Annotated in this window: 13 protein-coding genes; 8 read left to right on the top strand and 5 right to left on the bottom strand. The window is 44.4% G+C overall.

Annotated elements, in window-relative coordinates; translation table 11 throughout:
* Nucleotides 1-258 precede the first annotated feature (258 nt).
* The 4 genes from ACI2JM_RS07970 to serB all read right to left on the bottom strand — a co-directional run bounded on the left by ACI2JM_RS07970 (nt 259) and on the right by serB (nt 4,166).
* Nucleotides 259-768 (bottom strand): SCP2 sterol-binding domain-containing protein, encoded by a 510-nt coding sequence (locus ACI2JM_RS07970; protein ID WP_404643401.1) that lies wholly within the window; start codon nt 766-768, stop codon nt 259-261.
* Nucleotides 769-1,170: 402 nt separating this feature from the next.
* Nucleotides 1,171-1,572, bottom strand: coding sequence for an AciT family ciprofloxacin tolerance protein (gene aciT, locus ACI2JM_RS07965; protein ID WP_227676010.1), 402 nt, complete (start codon nt 1,570-1,572; stop codon nt 1,171-1,173).
* A gap of 239 nt (nt 1,573-1,811) precedes the next feature.
* Nucleotides 1,812-2,807 (bottom strand): DUF368 domain-containing protein, encoded by a 996-nt coding sequence (locus ACI2JM_RS07960; RefSeq protein ID WP_404643398.1) that lies wholly within the window; start codon nt 2,805-2,807, stop codon nt 1,812-1,814.
* Between the two features lie 168 nt (nt 2,808-2,975).
* A complete protein-coding gene (serB, locus tag ACI2JM_RS07955) occupies nt 2,976-4,166 on the bottom strand; it encodes a phosphoserine phosphatase SerB (protein ID WP_404643396.1) in 1,191 nt (396 codons plus the stop codon).
* Between the two features lie 494 nt (nt 4,167-4,660).
* On the opposite strand from serB, the gene ACI2JM_RS07950 reads away from it, so the two are divergent.
* The 7 genes from ACI2JM_RS07950 to ACI2JM_RS07920 all read left to right on the top strand — a co-directional run bounded on the left by ACI2JM_RS07950 (nt 4,661) and on the right by ACI2JM_RS07920 (nt 10,017).
* Nucleotides 4,661-6,127, top strand: a complete 1,467-nt coding sequence (locus tag ACI2JM_RS07950; RefSeq protein ID WP_404643394.1) for a hypothetical protein — start codon at nt 4,661-4,663, stop codon at nt 6,125-6,127.
* Nucleotides 6,128-6,311: 184 nt separating this feature from the next.
* Nucleotides 6,312-6,548: a PA3496 family putative envelope integrity protein gene (locus tag ACI2JM_RS07945; protein WP_045443968.1), complete on the top strand. Its 237-nt coding sequence runs from the start codon at nt 6,312-6,314 to the stop codon at nt 6,546-6,548.
* 283 nt (nt 6,549-6,831) lie between these two features.
* Nucleotides 6,832-7,389, top strand: coding sequence for a YecA family protein (locus ACI2JM_RS07940; protein WP_055124803.1), 558 nt, complete (start codon nt 6,832-6,834; stop codon nt 7,387-7,389).
* An 85-nt stretch (nt 7,390-7,474) separates the two neighbouring features.
* On the top strand, nt 7,475-7,921 hold the full coding sequence (locus ACI2JM_RS07935; protein ID WP_201582054.1) for a YbjQ family protein: 447 nt from the start codon (nt 7,475-7,477) through the stop codon (nt 7,919-7,921).
* Between the two features lie 60 nt (nt 7,922-7,981).
* Nucleotides 7,982-8,446 (top strand): heavy metal-binding domain-containing protein, encoded by a 465-nt coding sequence (locus ACI2JM_RS07930; protein WP_055124801.1) that lies wholly within the window; start codon nt 7,982-7,984, stop codon nt 8,444-8,446.
* Between the two features lie 132 nt (nt 8,447-8,578).
* Nucleotides 8,579-8,803: a hypothetical protein gene (locus tag ACI2JM_RS07925; RefSeq protein ID WP_404643391.1), complete on the top strand. Its 225-nt coding sequence runs from the start codon at nt 8,579-8,581 to the stop codon at nt 8,801-8,803.
* A gap of 290 nt (nt 8,804-9,093) precedes the next feature.
* The gene (locus tag ACI2JM_RS07920) at nt 9,094-10,017 is read left to right on the top strand and encodes a bile acid:sodium symporter family protein (protein WP_404643389.1); all 924 of its coding nucleotides are present in this window, start codon (nt 9,094-9,096) and stop codon (nt 10,015-10,017) included.
* Nucleotides 10,018-10,112: 95 nt separating this feature from the next.
* On the opposite strand, the gene ACI2JM_RS07915 is transcribed toward ACI2JM_RS07920, so the two are convergent.
* Complete coding sequence (locus ACI2JM_RS07915; RefSeq protein WP_404643387.1) at nt 10,113-11,216, bottom strand: formate/nitrite transporter family protein; 1,104 nt, start codon at nt 11,214-11,216, stop codon at nt 10,113-10,115.
* A gap of 317 nt (nt 11,217-11,533) precedes the next feature.
* Here ACI2JM_RS07915 and ACI2JM_RS07910 point away from each other — a divergent pair, with 317 nt between their 5' ends.
* Nucleotides 11,534-14,467, top strand: coding sequence for a valine--tRNA ligase (locus tag ACI2JM_RS07910; protein WP_404643385.1), 2,934 nt, complete (start codon nt 11,534-11,536; stop codon nt 14,465-14,467).
* Nucleotides 14,468-14,589: the final 122 nt, after the last annotated feature.

Below are 14,589 nucleotides of genomic sequence, written 5' to 3'. Positions count from 1 at the left end.
TACTGGCATTAGGCTCTGAGATGTTAAGTAATCCTGCCATCATATAATTCCTTTTATAATAGTTTTTGAAACAATCATTTTGAAGAGAATAGTGGTTAAAAGAGTTGTGTATAAAGCCATAAAATTTTAGATAATAAAAAAGGCTGCGATATAGTATACCGCGACCTTTTTAGAAAATCAGAACACTGCGAAAGAGTAAAGTATCTGAGCGCTAAATAATCGTGATCTGTTTTCTTCATTTACGTCGATCTATTTACGTTATGATTTACCAAGTTTATGCTTAGCAACCCCAATCCAATGGTTGGCAAGTTTTTGTGCTTTATAAGCATAAGGCTTGGCTTTTTGGATATAAGGTTTACATTCTTCTGGAACAGCTGGCACGATATGCTTAGCAAGCTTATTGAACCACATCATTAGGCTGTAATCGCCTTCGATGCTGAGGTTGCCTTCTTGTACAGCAGTCATAAAGGCAGGAAGATTGCCTTTGGTCAAAAGCTTAACACCTGTCATCGAATCCTTGAAATTGATGGTGAGGTCTGCTTTTTCAGCATGACCACTGTATTGGCTGAAGCTACCATTATCAAAGACAAAATAACGGGCGATATCCGCTTCAGTGCTGGCAAGCTCAATCGTAACATTGCGATCAGCGAATAGTGCTTTCACATCTTCGTTATCACTATCAGCAAGCATGGACAAACGATAGCCAATCACAGCCAATAGCACATCTAACGGATCAGATTTAATATCTAATACAGGAACAGTAAACATAATCGAACTCCTAAAGAATGAGACGCAAAATAATGCGTACTTTATAACAATTTTTGTGACAAATATATAACTAGATTATAAACGATAGAGAGGTTGCTATTCTTTAGGAGTTACGTAGAGAGCGTTAAGTATCTTGTAACATCCAATGACCTCATCTTGATTAAAACCAGTTGTTAATATTTATAAAAATGACAGTAGAAAAGAGAATAGCAACGAAAATGAATGCTCGCACTACCTATGCTAGATTGAGCGAATGTGATGGCAGGTTAATCGTAATCTTTGGACGAGATACAGTCGGATAAAGATAATGTAATACAGGCTATATAAAAGGCAAGTGAAAGTACTGCAAACAGAAAATGAGCCAACCTAACAGCGTCGCTCGTTGATATAAGTGCGACTATATCAGTGGAAGCGCGGTTGGTAGTCGTCATCATAAACAGGCGTATGCTCGATATAGCGTGCCGCTTGCAATTGACGCTGCTGCTGAACGGATTGACTGACATCCTCGTAACGTAGTGCCCGATACAGCACCCAGCCCGCTAAAGGCAACCAACTGATACCCATGGCGATGATATAGCTGTGCCATTCTGACAGCTCTGATAGCATGGGACGACCCGCCACAATGCTTTGAATCGCCTCAACCGCTAGCCAATATGCCATACCACCAAATAGATACCAGAGCAGCCAGCGCTGTGAGGATAAGGCAAGCGCTAAAATCAAGCCTGCCAGCAAGCTATAACCAAGCAGTGCCGCCGTGCTCCACGTTTCTATACCAATAACTGAAAATATAGTCAGTAACATCATTCATCTCGCTATTCATAAGGTGAATTCCAATAGGGTCATTATGAAAGTTTGGGGAACAAAGCTAAAGAGGGGATAGGCGACTTTGCGACAACCGTTGACGTTTGGTTTTTTAGCACATTTTGATGGTTTTGTATGGCAAGGTTTAAGCATAAGCGCCGCAAGGATGGGCGCTTATTATTAAGAGTGTATAGGAGGGTTTTTGGGTTTTAAAAAGAGACTGATGCAGGTTTAAGGTAGGGTTAAGCGCGATTGCTACGAGTGCCCCACCAAGACAATAGTGAGACTAAAATCGCGCCTAGCAGCATCAGTCCTACAGTGGTTAGCCAATGTGGACCAGTAGGATATTGCCATGGCATCACGTTGTTGATCGCGTCACTATTAAGCGTGCCTAAAGCATCTACTTTCCATGGCCATACTTTCACAAGCGAGCCTGCGATAAAACCTGTGAGCAAGGCCAAAGTTGCCTGATAGTAGCGAGACAATAGCCATTTAAGTGCGCGAGTAAATAATAACAATCCCGTTGCCATACCCGCAATGACCGTGAAGATTATCGTAAAGTTAAGGCTATGTACGGCTTCTAATACTGCGTCATAAGCACCTAATAGTAATAAGATAAAAGACCCAGATATGCCGGGCAGTATCATGGCACAAATAGCGACTGCGCCAGCAAAAAACAAATAAGGCAAGCTTGGTGTGGTCGTGAGTAATGGTAAGCTGCTAATGACCACAGCGGCAACAAGACCAGTCACGAATAGTGCTGCCCGCCCTATATTCCAACGCTGAATCTCACTCAATAATATAAATACCGTTGCGACAACCAGTCCAAAAAAGAACGACCAAATAAATAACGGTTGATTATCTAATAGGTGTTTGATAATACCGGCTAAAGTAGCAAAACTGGTGGCGATTCCCAATAACAAAAATAACAAAAAAGTGGCATCAACTTGTCGCCACACCGCAACCAAACCTTTGATTCCACCTTCCTGTCGAAATATCTGCCAGAGATTGGGGCCGATGCTACTCAGGGCGTTAATCAAGCGCTCATAAATACCAGCAATCAGCGCAATGGTGCCACCAGAGACACCCGGTACGATATCCGCTGCTCCCATCGCCATTCCTCTGATATAAACCCCAAATAGTTGCTTTGGACTATTGGAGGATGCAGCAGTGCTGCTCTTATCCAGTGGTTGTGGCGCTGACGGCTCATTTTGCCGCGGTGATGGTGATGCCGTCATGGACAATCCTTTTTTATTTAAAAACACAGTGAAAGTTAATGCGATGCCGCTAAGTATGCTAGGACAGTGATGCGAAAATTGAATGTCGCAATGTAATAAGACATAAAAGCCAGATTAATGTTAAAAACACTAACCTAGCTCCATGGTATGGTATTGCAAGTGTAGTCGTTACTCAGCAGGCGCAAGTGCTGGATAACCAAGGGCATAAAGTATGCCTTCAAGCCCTGTGACATTGATGGCGGCATCAGCACGTGCTTGCACAATGGGCTTGGCGTGATAGGCGACGCCTAGGTCTGCAATGGCCATCATCGGTAAATCATTGGCACCGTCACCGATACAGACCACTTGTGACATTTCGATGCCTAAACGTTCAGCAGTATGCTCAACGATAGACGCTTTTTTGGCACCATTGACGATGGGCAACTGTACGTGACCAGTGACTTCCCCTTCGTCGATATCTAAGGCGTTGGCGTGAACTTCGTCAATGCCTAATTGCTCAGCGATATAGCGCGCAAAGTAGGTAAAGCCGCCTGATACCAGTACGGTATGGTAGCCCAAAGCCTTTAGTGCACTGATGGTAGTTCGAGCACCCATTGATAGCGTTAGGCGGCTGCAGATATCATCTAGTACATCGGTCGAGATGCCTTTTAGTAACGCCACACGCTGGGCAAAAGACTCATCAAAATCCATCTCACCGCGCATTGCCGCTTCCGTAATGGCTTCGACTTCTTCGCCGATGCCCGCTGTTTTTGCCAACTCAACGATAACTTCTTGCTCGATTAAGGTGGAATCCATATCAAAGCAGGCAAGTTTGTGGGTACGTAGCATATGACCGACTGATAAAATATGGCAATCGACAATATCCAAGCGTTCAGTACTGCTCGCTTGATGACTATCGTTATAAGCTTCGGTCAAGTCATGACGCAAGCGCGTGGTCAGCTGATCATCAATGATGTGAGCTGCTGCGGTCTTTTTGCCAGGATGCATGAGCGTATCAGTGACTGGTACCAACAAATAGCGGAACACTTGTGCTTGAGTAAAAGGCAAGCGCTGTGCGTTTGCTGCCGTTGGCTCTGTATCAGAAACGGTAATATTGACAAAACTGGCATCAGTATCTTCAGCGACGGTGACCAAATGCCAGCTTGGCTGTTCATCGACCCATGATTGCACATACTGGTGGATATCAAGCGTCGATATTTTGGTCGGTAGCACAACAATAAGAGCAAAAACTGGCAGGGACTGTAGCGCATCAAAATCTTGTAAGTTCGTGTTATCTGGTAACAGTGACGCAATAGAGTCAACGGCTTGTTGCCATGCTTTGCTGTCTTTTGGTAACGAGTAAGATGTATTGTGTGGCATGGCTCAATGGTCCCTTGTATGCTCATATAAGATTGGGAATAATAGCAGCTTTACTCAGCAGCGCCTATAGATGACGCGCAAAGTATCACCGTCGATTAAAGATGGCAGCGATCGTTGAAAAATCATTTGAAATTGAATGTGATTATTATGATAAATTTATAAATCTACTAACGCTATAAGACTTATTATGGTGATATAGTAGATAAGATAAGCGGACTGTATTCATGATGATATTCACAACAATGATCGCAGTCGCCGCTTACCAAATGTGCAGTAGATTATCCTGAGTATTAGTATTTGAGACAGCAGTTTTTAAGTAACCAAATCTTGTTGTAAATGCTATTTTAGGCAACAACAGAGGTGTTGGGTTATGGTACTTAAATTTAATACATACTTGTTAAGATACGCACTATTATAGTTTTTTTAAATTCGCCAAAAAATGAGGGATAGCCTTGTTTTTTTAATTTCTCTTATCCAAAAAAGTTTACCATATCATGACGTATTTAGCGCCGCGGCAAGGGTTGTTTGCCATTATTCTTCTGGTTAGTTTTTGTTTGCAGACGTTGTTATTGGTCATCAGCACCGATCAACAGCTGAGCAAAAGTCGTGCGTTAAAAGGCGAGCAGATGGTCGCCCAGCTGATTGATGAAGCAAGGTTATCTTTAGAAAATAAAGACCGTGTCAGCTTAAGTGTCATTGCCAATCGCTATACCAGCGAGCAAGACGTGACGCGCATATTGATTAAAGACAATAACGACGACATCTTGGTGCCTGTTGGCAATGCGCCCATGCAGCAAGGTGATACCATTCGTCAGATTGCTACCAATGGCGATTCGGTGATTGGCAGTGTGTCGTTGACGTTAAAAGATATTAGCAAAGGCGAGATTATCGCTATGCAATGGCCGTTCGTCATCGGTACGATGCTGCTGCATTTGTTGCTTTGGCTGGTTTATGGTTACCTTGCCCGTCCAACCAAAGAGCAAATTAACGCGCTTAGCCGCGATATTCAAGATTTGCATCGTGAGCAGTATATGCAAATCGATCAGCGCAGTTATGATCGGGAGTTTGAACGCCGTGCCACGGATACGGATAGAGAAACTTCGGAGCATTCTGTAGAGAGTGCAACGGACAGTCAGCCAACCAATGCACACAAATTGGATGTACATAGTGAAGTAAACCAGTACTTAAGAACGCAACAGAATCAAGCGGCGACTGATACCACTGGCTCTGATAGTCAGCCTATCGATAGTACGACTGAAGAGCGAGCGGAGCATGATGCAGCAAATGGTGCTGCCCAAGATGAGATAAGCCGTGCTCCTAAATCTGGTAGCGCCTCTCGGTTGTCTGCCACCCGCTCATTTGACAGTGTGAGAGTGCAGATTGTGTTCCATGACGAGTTCAATATGCTTGAGCGTCTGGCACCGGCTCAGCGTTTACCTTATTTGGCATTATGTACGCAGCTATTAAACCAAGCGGTGACCGAGTTACTTAAGCAGCCATTGTTGTTGGGTGTCAGCGCGATGAACGAGCCGCGTTTCGATGACACGGGTGCTAGTGTGTTGTTAAAGGCGGACAATAGCCATGCCAAAGTGGCGTTAGCAGGCGTGATGCTGGGCAAGCTGTATTTGATGCTCAACAAAATCATCCATGACAAGCACATTGAGCTAAGCCGCTTTGCCCTTCCTGCTAAAGCAGGTGTCAGCGATGATGCACAGGCGCAAGCAATGACACAATTATTACACAGCGTCGGCAAAAAAGAGCAAATGCTGATTTTGTTACCCAATGCAGGTCTTAAGCAAATCAGCCACCATGTGCAGGTACAGAGTATCATGCGCCCAACCACTGTTTATGAGCGTGAATGTGCGGTGTTCGATGGTGGTAATGATTCGATGATCCAACGCTTAGCAGATGTGCGCAATGCGGTATTGATGATTGAAAGCGCAGATGAGTCGGCTATTTAATGCTACTTATATTCGCTGATTACTATACAATTGTCTGAGATATTGTCTCTGTCGTTATCTTTATATAGCCTAAAAATAGGGCGGTAATAATAAAAAGCATTGACAACGTGAAGTAGAGACTTTATAAGGCATATATATATTAATGTATTCTTAATACCCTTGCTAAAAATGATAGGAGTTTGTCATGAGTGACGCTGATATTGACGACGATTTTGATGATGATTTTGTCGACGATGATGATGCAAAGATGGTAGAAGAGGCCGAGACGAGCGTGCGTACGCGCTTAAGTAGTCTTGAGAAGCGTCGACTGATCGATAATTTGCTAGAAGAAAAGCGTTTGGCCAAAGAGCTAAAGGATGATCTAGACGATATAGACAATTTCGATGAAGATGGCGATGATTGGGATGATGACGATCTTTAGTTTTTAAACTTAAGTCATAGCCTAATGTGAAAGTGCTCAGTCATTTAAGCCGACTAAAGCCTTTTAATAACGGCATATTAGCTGACAGTGTAATGCTAATGATATCGCGATCGTTACTTTTTGACGGTTGCTCGCAACCCGCTCTATGCAGTTATTCTTATTTTATAAAGATGGTTTGGGTGCTTTGCCGAAACCATTTTTACCTTCAAATTATCCACTATTCTGCACTTAACCGATCATTTATGGCGACTGCCGCACTCTATCTTTCAAGGACAATTACATCATGAGTAACCAACTAAGCTTCGATGAATTACTAGACTATTTGGACAATCAAGAGAGCCCATTTGTGCTTGATAGTGTCGCCGCGCATGGTTTTTTGACAGCGACAGTTATTGGGCGTCCATTACCGAATTGGCTGGATGCACTGTTTGAAGGTCATGTTAGTGAAATCCCAGAAAACGTCATCGACGGTATTCAGCGCTGGCGCGATTCTATTATCGCTGAGCTAAAAAACGAGACGCCTATTGAGCTACCGTTTGGCGAAGATGCGGGTGATGAAGAAGTGGCTGTTGATTTTTCAGATGAATCAGATATCGTTGCTTGGTCAATTGGCTTTGTCGATGCGATGTATGGCGATGAAGCCAGTGATTGGTTTGAAGATGAAGAGACGGCTGAAGATGTGGCTGTCTTGACCTTACCAATGATTTTGCTAAGCGGTATCGATGATGAAGATCCAGAGCTTGCAGAGATGCGTAAAGATGAAGACAAGCTGGCACAAATGGCCAATAGCATCGAAGGCAATTTGACCGAGTTATTTTTATTGTTCCATACCAACGATTAGCCTTTTTTATCAATATAGGGACAGCGTGGTTTGGTCTATATCCAAGTTGACGCTGTCTATATAACGTCACCGATAAGGTCGTATTATGACTGTGCAACTCTCCAATCTTGAGCATTTGCCCAACTACCAAATCACCGAGCGTTTAGATGTGGTGTACGGCAGTACAGTACGCTCAAAACACGTCGGCAAAGACTTGTTTGCTGGACTAAAAAATATCGTCGGTGGTGAGTTAACGGCTTATACCGAGCTGTTAGAAGAGTCACGCCAAGAGGCGATCGATCGGATGATTGTCAAAGCAGAGGCTTTGGGTGCAGATGCGGTGGTGGGGTTACGTTTTTCGACCTCTAGCATCGCGCAGGGAGCTTCTGAATTGTTTGTCTATGGCACCGCTGTCAAAGCCATACCGATGCCGCAGCAAGTCTACCAAACCCCACCAAGCGACTCTCATCATCAGTCTGGTCAACAGCCAAATCTACAAAATTCTGCACCGACAGCGACCGATGACTTGCCACGTTTCAACCCTTTTGGTTAGCTAACCAAATCTTAAAGCATCGATGCTTTTTTATGATAAGTTTATGACAAGAGACGTGCCATGAATAATTCCCTTACCCAAATGCTTATCAATTACGCACCGTTTATTTTACTATTCGCTGCTGGTTGGTTCTTTGGGTCGCGTCATGAGCGCCAACATCTCGCGCAGTTAAGCATTGCAGAGCAAGAATTAAGCCATATTATGGTCTCAAGCGAGCGCTTTTATGTGCCGAAACTTGTTGCCAATACTGAGGGCGAGCTGGTACTTGGTAGCGTGGTTATTGCCCAAGATTATTTCAAAATGATTATCGCTCGGGTATTGAGTATCTTTGGCAAAAACTTGACCACTTATGAGACCTTACTCGACCGTGCCCGCCGCGAGGCTCTTGTACGTATGCGTACCGAAGCACAAGCCAAAGGCTATAACCATATCTACGGCTTACGTCTAGAAGTCAGCAATATCAATCAATTGGGCAGTATGGTTGAAGCCATCGCTTATGGCACTGCAGTGAACAGCCGTGAGTAACTCTAAAGCGCAATGAATCACTCAGAATTAATGTAATCAATATCTACGATTGAATGCTAGTCATGCGTTTTGATTGTCCCTCATCTATACCGTTTCTTACTTACCTCACCTGTTATTTATAAAGAATAAACCATGCTTCTTCTACAGATTATCGCTGGATTTATAATCTTTTATATCCTCATAAAAGTCGCTAGTTGGTTTGGAAGCCGCGACAATTCGCCAGTTTCTTTGGATTCTTCTTGGGATCAGGATAATCTTGACGATAGCGATGGTAGTGATTCAGGCAGTAGTGATTCAGGCAGTAGTGATTCAGGCAGCAGCGACTCAAGTAGCGGTGATTCAGGTGGTGGTGATTGAAGGCTGCTGTTCAATGATATTTCATCGTTCTCTAAATCCAAAAACCATATTTGACTGATGAGTCGTTGAATAAAGCAAATAAGGGCGACTTTACCCCTATATACTTGCTTTTACCCTGTCTTATTTTTTGCTGTTTTTTTAATTGATTGTCGGTGTTTAACGGCTATTGATTATGAGGATACGCCTTAGCAAGGATTGCTAATCAGGCGTCATTTAATCAGCATACTCGGTCTATAAAATTCATCTATAAAATGAACCTATAAACAGCTCTTATCTACAAGGATGTAGTTATGGAAGGTCTTGCCATAGTCACGTTAGTCAATTCAGTTATCATTCCTATTTGTCTGTTTTTAATCATGATGGGCATGGGGCTGACCCTCGTCACCAACGATTTTAAACGGGTTTTAAAATATCCAAAAGCAGTCGGCATTGGCTTGACCAATCAGTTGATACTGTTACCTATCATTGGCTTTGCGTTAGCCAATATCATGCCATTACGCCCAGAGTATGCCGTCGGGGTTATGCTCCTCGTACTGTGTCCGGGTGGCACTACCTCAAACTTATTTACCTATTTAGCCAAAGGCGATGTGGCGCTGTCGGTGACGATGACCGCGATTGCGAGCGTGATTACCGTCTTTACCATTCCCATTGTGCTGAGCTTTTCATTGATTTATTTTATGGGCAGCGGTAGTGAGTTTGAGTTACCAGTAGTAAAAACGATGCTGACTTTGGTGGTGCTGACGATAGTGCCTATTAGTGTCGGTATGCTGATTAAACGCTATGCACCAACCGTTGCCGATCGCTCACAAGTTTATGTGTCTCGATTTGGGGTGATATTTTTAACGTTTTTAGTGCTATTTTTGGGCTATGTGCAACGCGATATCATTGTCGACGCCTTTATCGCTACGGGTCCCGTATCGGTATTATTAAATCTCTCAACCATGGCGCTCGGTTATTATAGTAGTAAATGGTTCGGTCTCAACTGGTCGCAAAGAACCTCGGTGACGCTAGAAGTCGGTCTACAAAACAGTACCTTGTCGATATTTATGGCATTGACGTTATTATCTAACTACGACATGTCGATGATGCCAGCCATTTATACCTTGGTGATGTTCTTAAGCGCGGGGATTTTGGTGCGTATATTTAGCGCTCAACACGATAAGCTGAGAAAATCTGAAATAGAAAATAGCGTGTTGGCAGCACGTATGCTGTAGATACTGAAATCCCATAACAGGTTTAAATATTGAACCTTGTTATGGGTAATAGGTGAATTATCTATTTATAGCGTTTAGCATTTAGCATTAACCAATCAAAGTCGGCGGGTATTTACACTGCTTCTAGCTTCCGCTTGTTCACTAGCCGTTTGTTCTTTCACTTTTTCAATTTGAAATAAGAAAGTACGGTTTTTGAGTACCGCCACAAACACCACGCCGCCGACGGTATTGCCCACCAATATCACTACTAAAAACAGTAAATAACGCCCCAAGCTGACGGTATTGCCGTATAGCAAAGCAGAAAAAATCTCAATGTTGCCCACGATACTGTGATGCAATCCTAAAAAACCAATACTGCCAGTAATAAGCGTTACCAAAACGATGCGGCTAAGGGTGTCGCGCGCTGAGGTCACAAGCCAAGCGGTGACGCCCATCATCCAACCTGCTAAGATGGCGCTACCAAATATGACCCACCACCTAAACCCTAAAATGTGTTCGGCATAAGTGTCGATGTCGCTCACGCTAAACAGCTGCATATTTAAACCCAACCCTATCATCAATGCGGCAAACAAACAGCCGCCAACGATGTTGCCAGCGATGACAATGCCCCAAAGGCGTAGCAATTTATGCAACGGTTCAATCTTGTTAAGCACAGGTAGGCTTAATAATGAGGTTTGTTCGGTGAATAATAGCGACTGACCAATGACGACGATGATAAAGCCAATTGGGTAAAGTAGGGAGGCGAGCACGATTGCGTATTGGCTTGGTAGTACGCCACTCAACAGCGCAAAAGCTGATAAAATCATAAAGAAGCTAATGCCAATCTCAAGCCCAGCGGTAAAAGCACTGGTAAATAGCGAGCCAAGCGAGCGCTCAAAGGTTTCTTTGGCATCCATCACTTGCTCAACCAAGATACTGGCATAGCTTTTTGCTTGACTCAAGTTATCATCATTGGCGACTTTTTTGATGGTTTCTTTATCTTCTTCGCTCATATCTTCAGAGAAATCTCCGTCTTCTAAACTTTCTGTCGCCTCGGTATCATCTGACATCTCAGTTTTGCTAACGTCTTTATCTTCAGCAGTAGATGATTGATAAACGCTATCATCAATCAAGCGCTTATCGTCTATTTCATTAGCGTCAGATTCATCAGCTTGAGAGTGGCTGCTATTGTTATAGGTGTGCTCGGTATCTTTGGACACGGTCGGCTCGCTGTTTATAAGATCATGATTTTAGGATAAAGACGCCATTTATATGCTAGTGATGTTATAAAATATATCTCATAGCATGACCCATATTTTATAACATCACTAGCACTTATTTTGTGGGATTCTCATTCGATTGAGGGCCTTTATGGGCTTTTGCGCTTATTAATGGGGCAATGCCACTCTGCAAGTCTGATAAATTGCCTTAGCATCTAACAAAATCTGGCCATCTGCGTTAAAATCACTCTATTCATGATTTTCCTAATTTTTATATTCGCTTTAATCACATTCAATCAATAAAAGATAATGCCATTATGAGTAACCACAACCTCACTACATCTATTCAAGCGGCCTTAAGCCAGTTAGAGAATGCGTACAATCCTGCGGAAGTCGAAGCAGGCATGTATCAAGGCTGGGAAGAAAGCGGCTATTTTAAGCCGACGTTTGACAAAGAAGAGTCATTTTCTATCGCACTACCACCGCCGAACGTCACCGGCTCTCTGCATATGGGTCATGGATTTAACAACGCGATTATGGATGCGCTCACGCGTTATCATCGCATGGATGGTGACAATACGCTTTGGCAACCGGGTACAGATCATGCTGGTATCGCGACCCAAATGGTCGTTGAACGTCGCCTCGAAGCACAAGGACTCAAACGCCGTGATATGACGCGTGAAGACTTCGTCGATAAAGTGTGGGAATGGAAAGAAGAGTCGGGCGGCAATATCACCAGCCAAATTCGCCGTTTGGGCAGCTCGGTTGATTGGTCACGTGAGCGTTTTACCATGGATGATGGTCTGTCTAACGCGGTAAAAGAAGTGTTCGTACGCCTATTCGACGATGGCCTTATCTATCGTGGTAAGCGTTTGGTGAACTGGGATCCTAAGTTCCAAACCGCGCTGTCTGATTTAGAAGTTGAAAACCACGACGAAAAAGGCAGTTTGTGGCATTTCCGCTATCATTTCACGGATAAAGACCTAACCACCCAAGATGGTAAAAATTATCTTGTGGTAGCCACCACGCGTCCTGAGACATTGCTTGGTGATACGGCTGTCGCGGTCAATCCTAGCGATGAGCGTTATGCACATTTAGTCGGCAAAACCATTACCTTGCCAATTACGGGTCGTGTCGTGCCTATCGTCGCTGATGATTATGTCGAAAAAGACTTCGGTACGGGCTGCGTAAAAATCACCCCAGCGCACGATTTCAACGATTATGAGTTGGGTCGTCGTCATAGCTTGCCATTGATTAACATCCTTGATGAGCGCGCCAATATCTTAGCATCGATGGAAGTTTATCCTGACTTGCAGACGCGTGAGCCAGAGCTAGAGACCACGCCAAGCGAGTATGCAGGACTTGAGCGTTTTGCCGCTCGTAAGTTCCTCGTTGAGCAAGCAGGCGAGCAGGGCTGGCTAGAAGATATCGAAGACTACGCACTAAAAGCCCCACGTGCTGAGCGTGGCGGCACGATCGTTGAGCCGTGGTTGACCGATCAGTGGTATGTCGCGGTTAAAGAGCTTGCCAAGCCTGCGATTGACGCGGTAGAAGACGGTAGCATCGAGTTCGTCCCTGCGCAGTACAAAAACATGTATATGTCGTGGATGACTGATCTGCAAGATTGGTGTATCAGCCGTCAACTCTGGTGGGGACATCGTATCCCTGCATGGTATGACGATGCGACGGGTGAAATCTATGTCGCCCGTGACGAAGCGGAAGTGCGTAGCAAGTACAGTCTCAGTGACGATATCGTATTGCGCCAAGATAATGATGTGCTCGATACGTGGTTTAGCTCAGGTCTATGGACGTTTAGTACGCTTGACTGGGCAGACGTCAACGCCGATCCACGCGTGATGGACACCTTTCACCCGACCAGCGTGTTGGTGACAGGTTTTGACATTATCTTCTTTTGGGTTGCCCGCATGATCATGATGACCATGCACTTCGTGAAAAACGAAGATGGCACGCCGCAAGTACCGTTTAAGACCGTTTATGTGCATGGTCTGGTACGTGATGGCAATGGTCAAAAGATGTCAAAATCGAAAGGTAACGTCTTAGATCCGATTGACCTAATCGATGGTATTGATCTAGAAGCGCTGGTAGAAAAACGTACCAGCAATATGATGAATCCAAAAGACGCGGCCAAAATCGAAAAGCAAACGCGTAAAGAGTTCCCAGAAGGCATCCCAGCCTTTGGTACAGATGCACTGCGCTTTACCTTCACGTCCTTAGCCAGTACCGGTCGCGATATTAACTTTGATCTAAAGCGTGTCGAGGGCTATCGTAACTTCTGTAATAAAATCTGGAACGCCAGCCGTTTTGTACTCATGAACTGTGTCGATAGCGAAGGTGCTGCCAAGCCTATCGATCAAGTGGCGAACCCTGACGTTTGGGAATTGCCAGAACAATGGATCATGAGTCGTCTGAACTCTACCGTTGCCGATATTCATCAGCATTTCGCTCAGTATCGTCTCGATATGGTCAGCCAAGATATCTATGAGTTCATCTGGAATGAGTACTGTGATTGGTACGTTGAGCTTGCCAAAGCCAGTCTAAATGATGACTCGGTATCGGACGAGCGCAAAGCGCAAATCCGCTATGTATTGCTGCATGTGCTAGAGACAGCACTACGCTTTAGCCATCCAATCATGCCGTATCTGACCGAGCAAATCTGGCAGACGGTTGCGCCACTATTAGGTCGCAAGAATACCGACAGCATCGTGGTCGCTGATTATCCAAAAACGGATGCCGCACAAATCAGTGAGCAAGTTGAGGCGGATATGGCGTGGCTACAGGAGCTAATCGCTAGCGTCCGTAACATCCGTGGTGAGATGAAACTGGGCAATGCCGTACGTCTGCCAGTGCTACTACAAAATATCTCTGCTGATGAAGATGCGCGTCTATCACGTATCAAAAACCAGTTCAAAGCGCTTGCCAAAGTCGAGAGCTTGGAGATTGTCAAAGAAGGTGATGAGGTGCCGCTATCATCATCAAGTATGGTCGGTCAGCTACGGGTACTCGTACCGATGAAAGGTCTGATCGATCCAACGGCTGAGCTAGCACGCTTAGGTAAGTCATATGATAAGTTGAAAGGTCAATCCGAAGGTATCGCGCGTAAGCTAGGTAATGAAGGCTTTGTGAGTAAAGCACCTGCGGAAGTGGTAGAAGCAGAGAAAGCGAAACTGGCTGAGTTAGAGGGGCAGTTGACGGCGATGACGGCGCAGATGGAACAGTTGAAAGCGTTGTAGCATTACCTAGATAGTAGCTCCATTTTTTATTTTGCGTCTACTCTATTAGTTAGTTTATACGCATAGAGCAAAACAAAAGTTTATGATACATTAGATCTCTTGGCAAAAGTACCAGTTTATTG

Origin of the sequence: Psychrobacter sp. NPDC064578 (genome assembly GCF_044901245.1) — a bacterium.
GTDB lineage: Bacteria > Pseudomonadota > Gammaproteobacteria > Pseudomonadales > Moraxellaceae > Psychrobacter > Psychrobacter cibarius_C.
This window is presented reverse-complemented; position numbering and strand designations above follow the sequence as displayed.

Excerpts from the sequence above, each read along its gene's own strand:
- aciT (WP_227676010.1), bottom strand. The coding sequence starts at position 1,572 with ATGATGTTACTGACTATATTTTCAGTTATTGGTATAGAAACGTGGAGC.
- ACI2JM_RS07960 (WP_404643398.1), bottom strand. The coding sequence starts at position 2,807 with ATGACGGCATCACCATCACCGCGGCAAAATGAGCCGTCAGCGCCACAA.
- ACI2JM_RS07970 (WP_404643401.1), bottom strand. The coding sequence starts at position 768 with ATGTTTACTGTTCCTGTATTAGATATTAAATCTGATCCGTTAGATGTG.
- ACI2JM_RS07925 (WP_404643391.1), top strand. The coding sequence starts at position 8,579 with ATGCTTCTTCTACAGATTATCGCTGGATTTATAATCTTTTATATCCTC.
- ACI2JM_RS07935 (WP_201582054.1), top strand. The coding sequence starts at position 7,475 with ATGACTGTGCAACTCTCCAATCTTGAGCATTTGCCCAACTACCAAATC.
- ACI2JM_RS07920 (WP_404643389.1), top strand. The coding sequence starts at position 9,094 with ATGGAAGGTCTTGCCATAGTCACGTTAGTCAATTCAGTTATCATTCCT.
- ACI2JM_RS07940 (WP_055124803.1), top strand. The coding sequence starts at position 6,832 with ATGAGTAACCAACTAAGCTTCGATGAATTACTAGACTATTTGGACAAT.
- ACI2JM_RS07930 (WP_055124801.1), top strand. The coding sequence starts at position 7,982 with ATGAATAATTCCCTTACCCAAATGCTTATCAATTACGCACCGTTTATT.
- ACI2JM_RS07910 (WP_404643385.1), top strand. The coding sequence starts at position 11,534 with ATGAGTAACCACAACCTCACTACATCTATTCAAGCGGCCTTAAGCCAG.
- ACI2JM_RS07950 (WP_404643394.1), top strand. The coding sequence starts at position 4,661 with ATGACGTATTTAGCGCCGCGGCAAGGGTTGTTTGCCATTATTCTTCTG.
- ACI2JM_RS07945 (WP_045443968.1), top strand. The coding sequence starts at position 6,312 with ATGAGTGACGCTGATATTGACGACGATTTTGATGATGATTTTGTCGAC.
- serB (WP_404643396.1), bottom strand. The coding sequence starts at position 4,166 with ATGCCACACAATACATCTTACTCGTTACCAAAAGACAGCAAAGCATGG.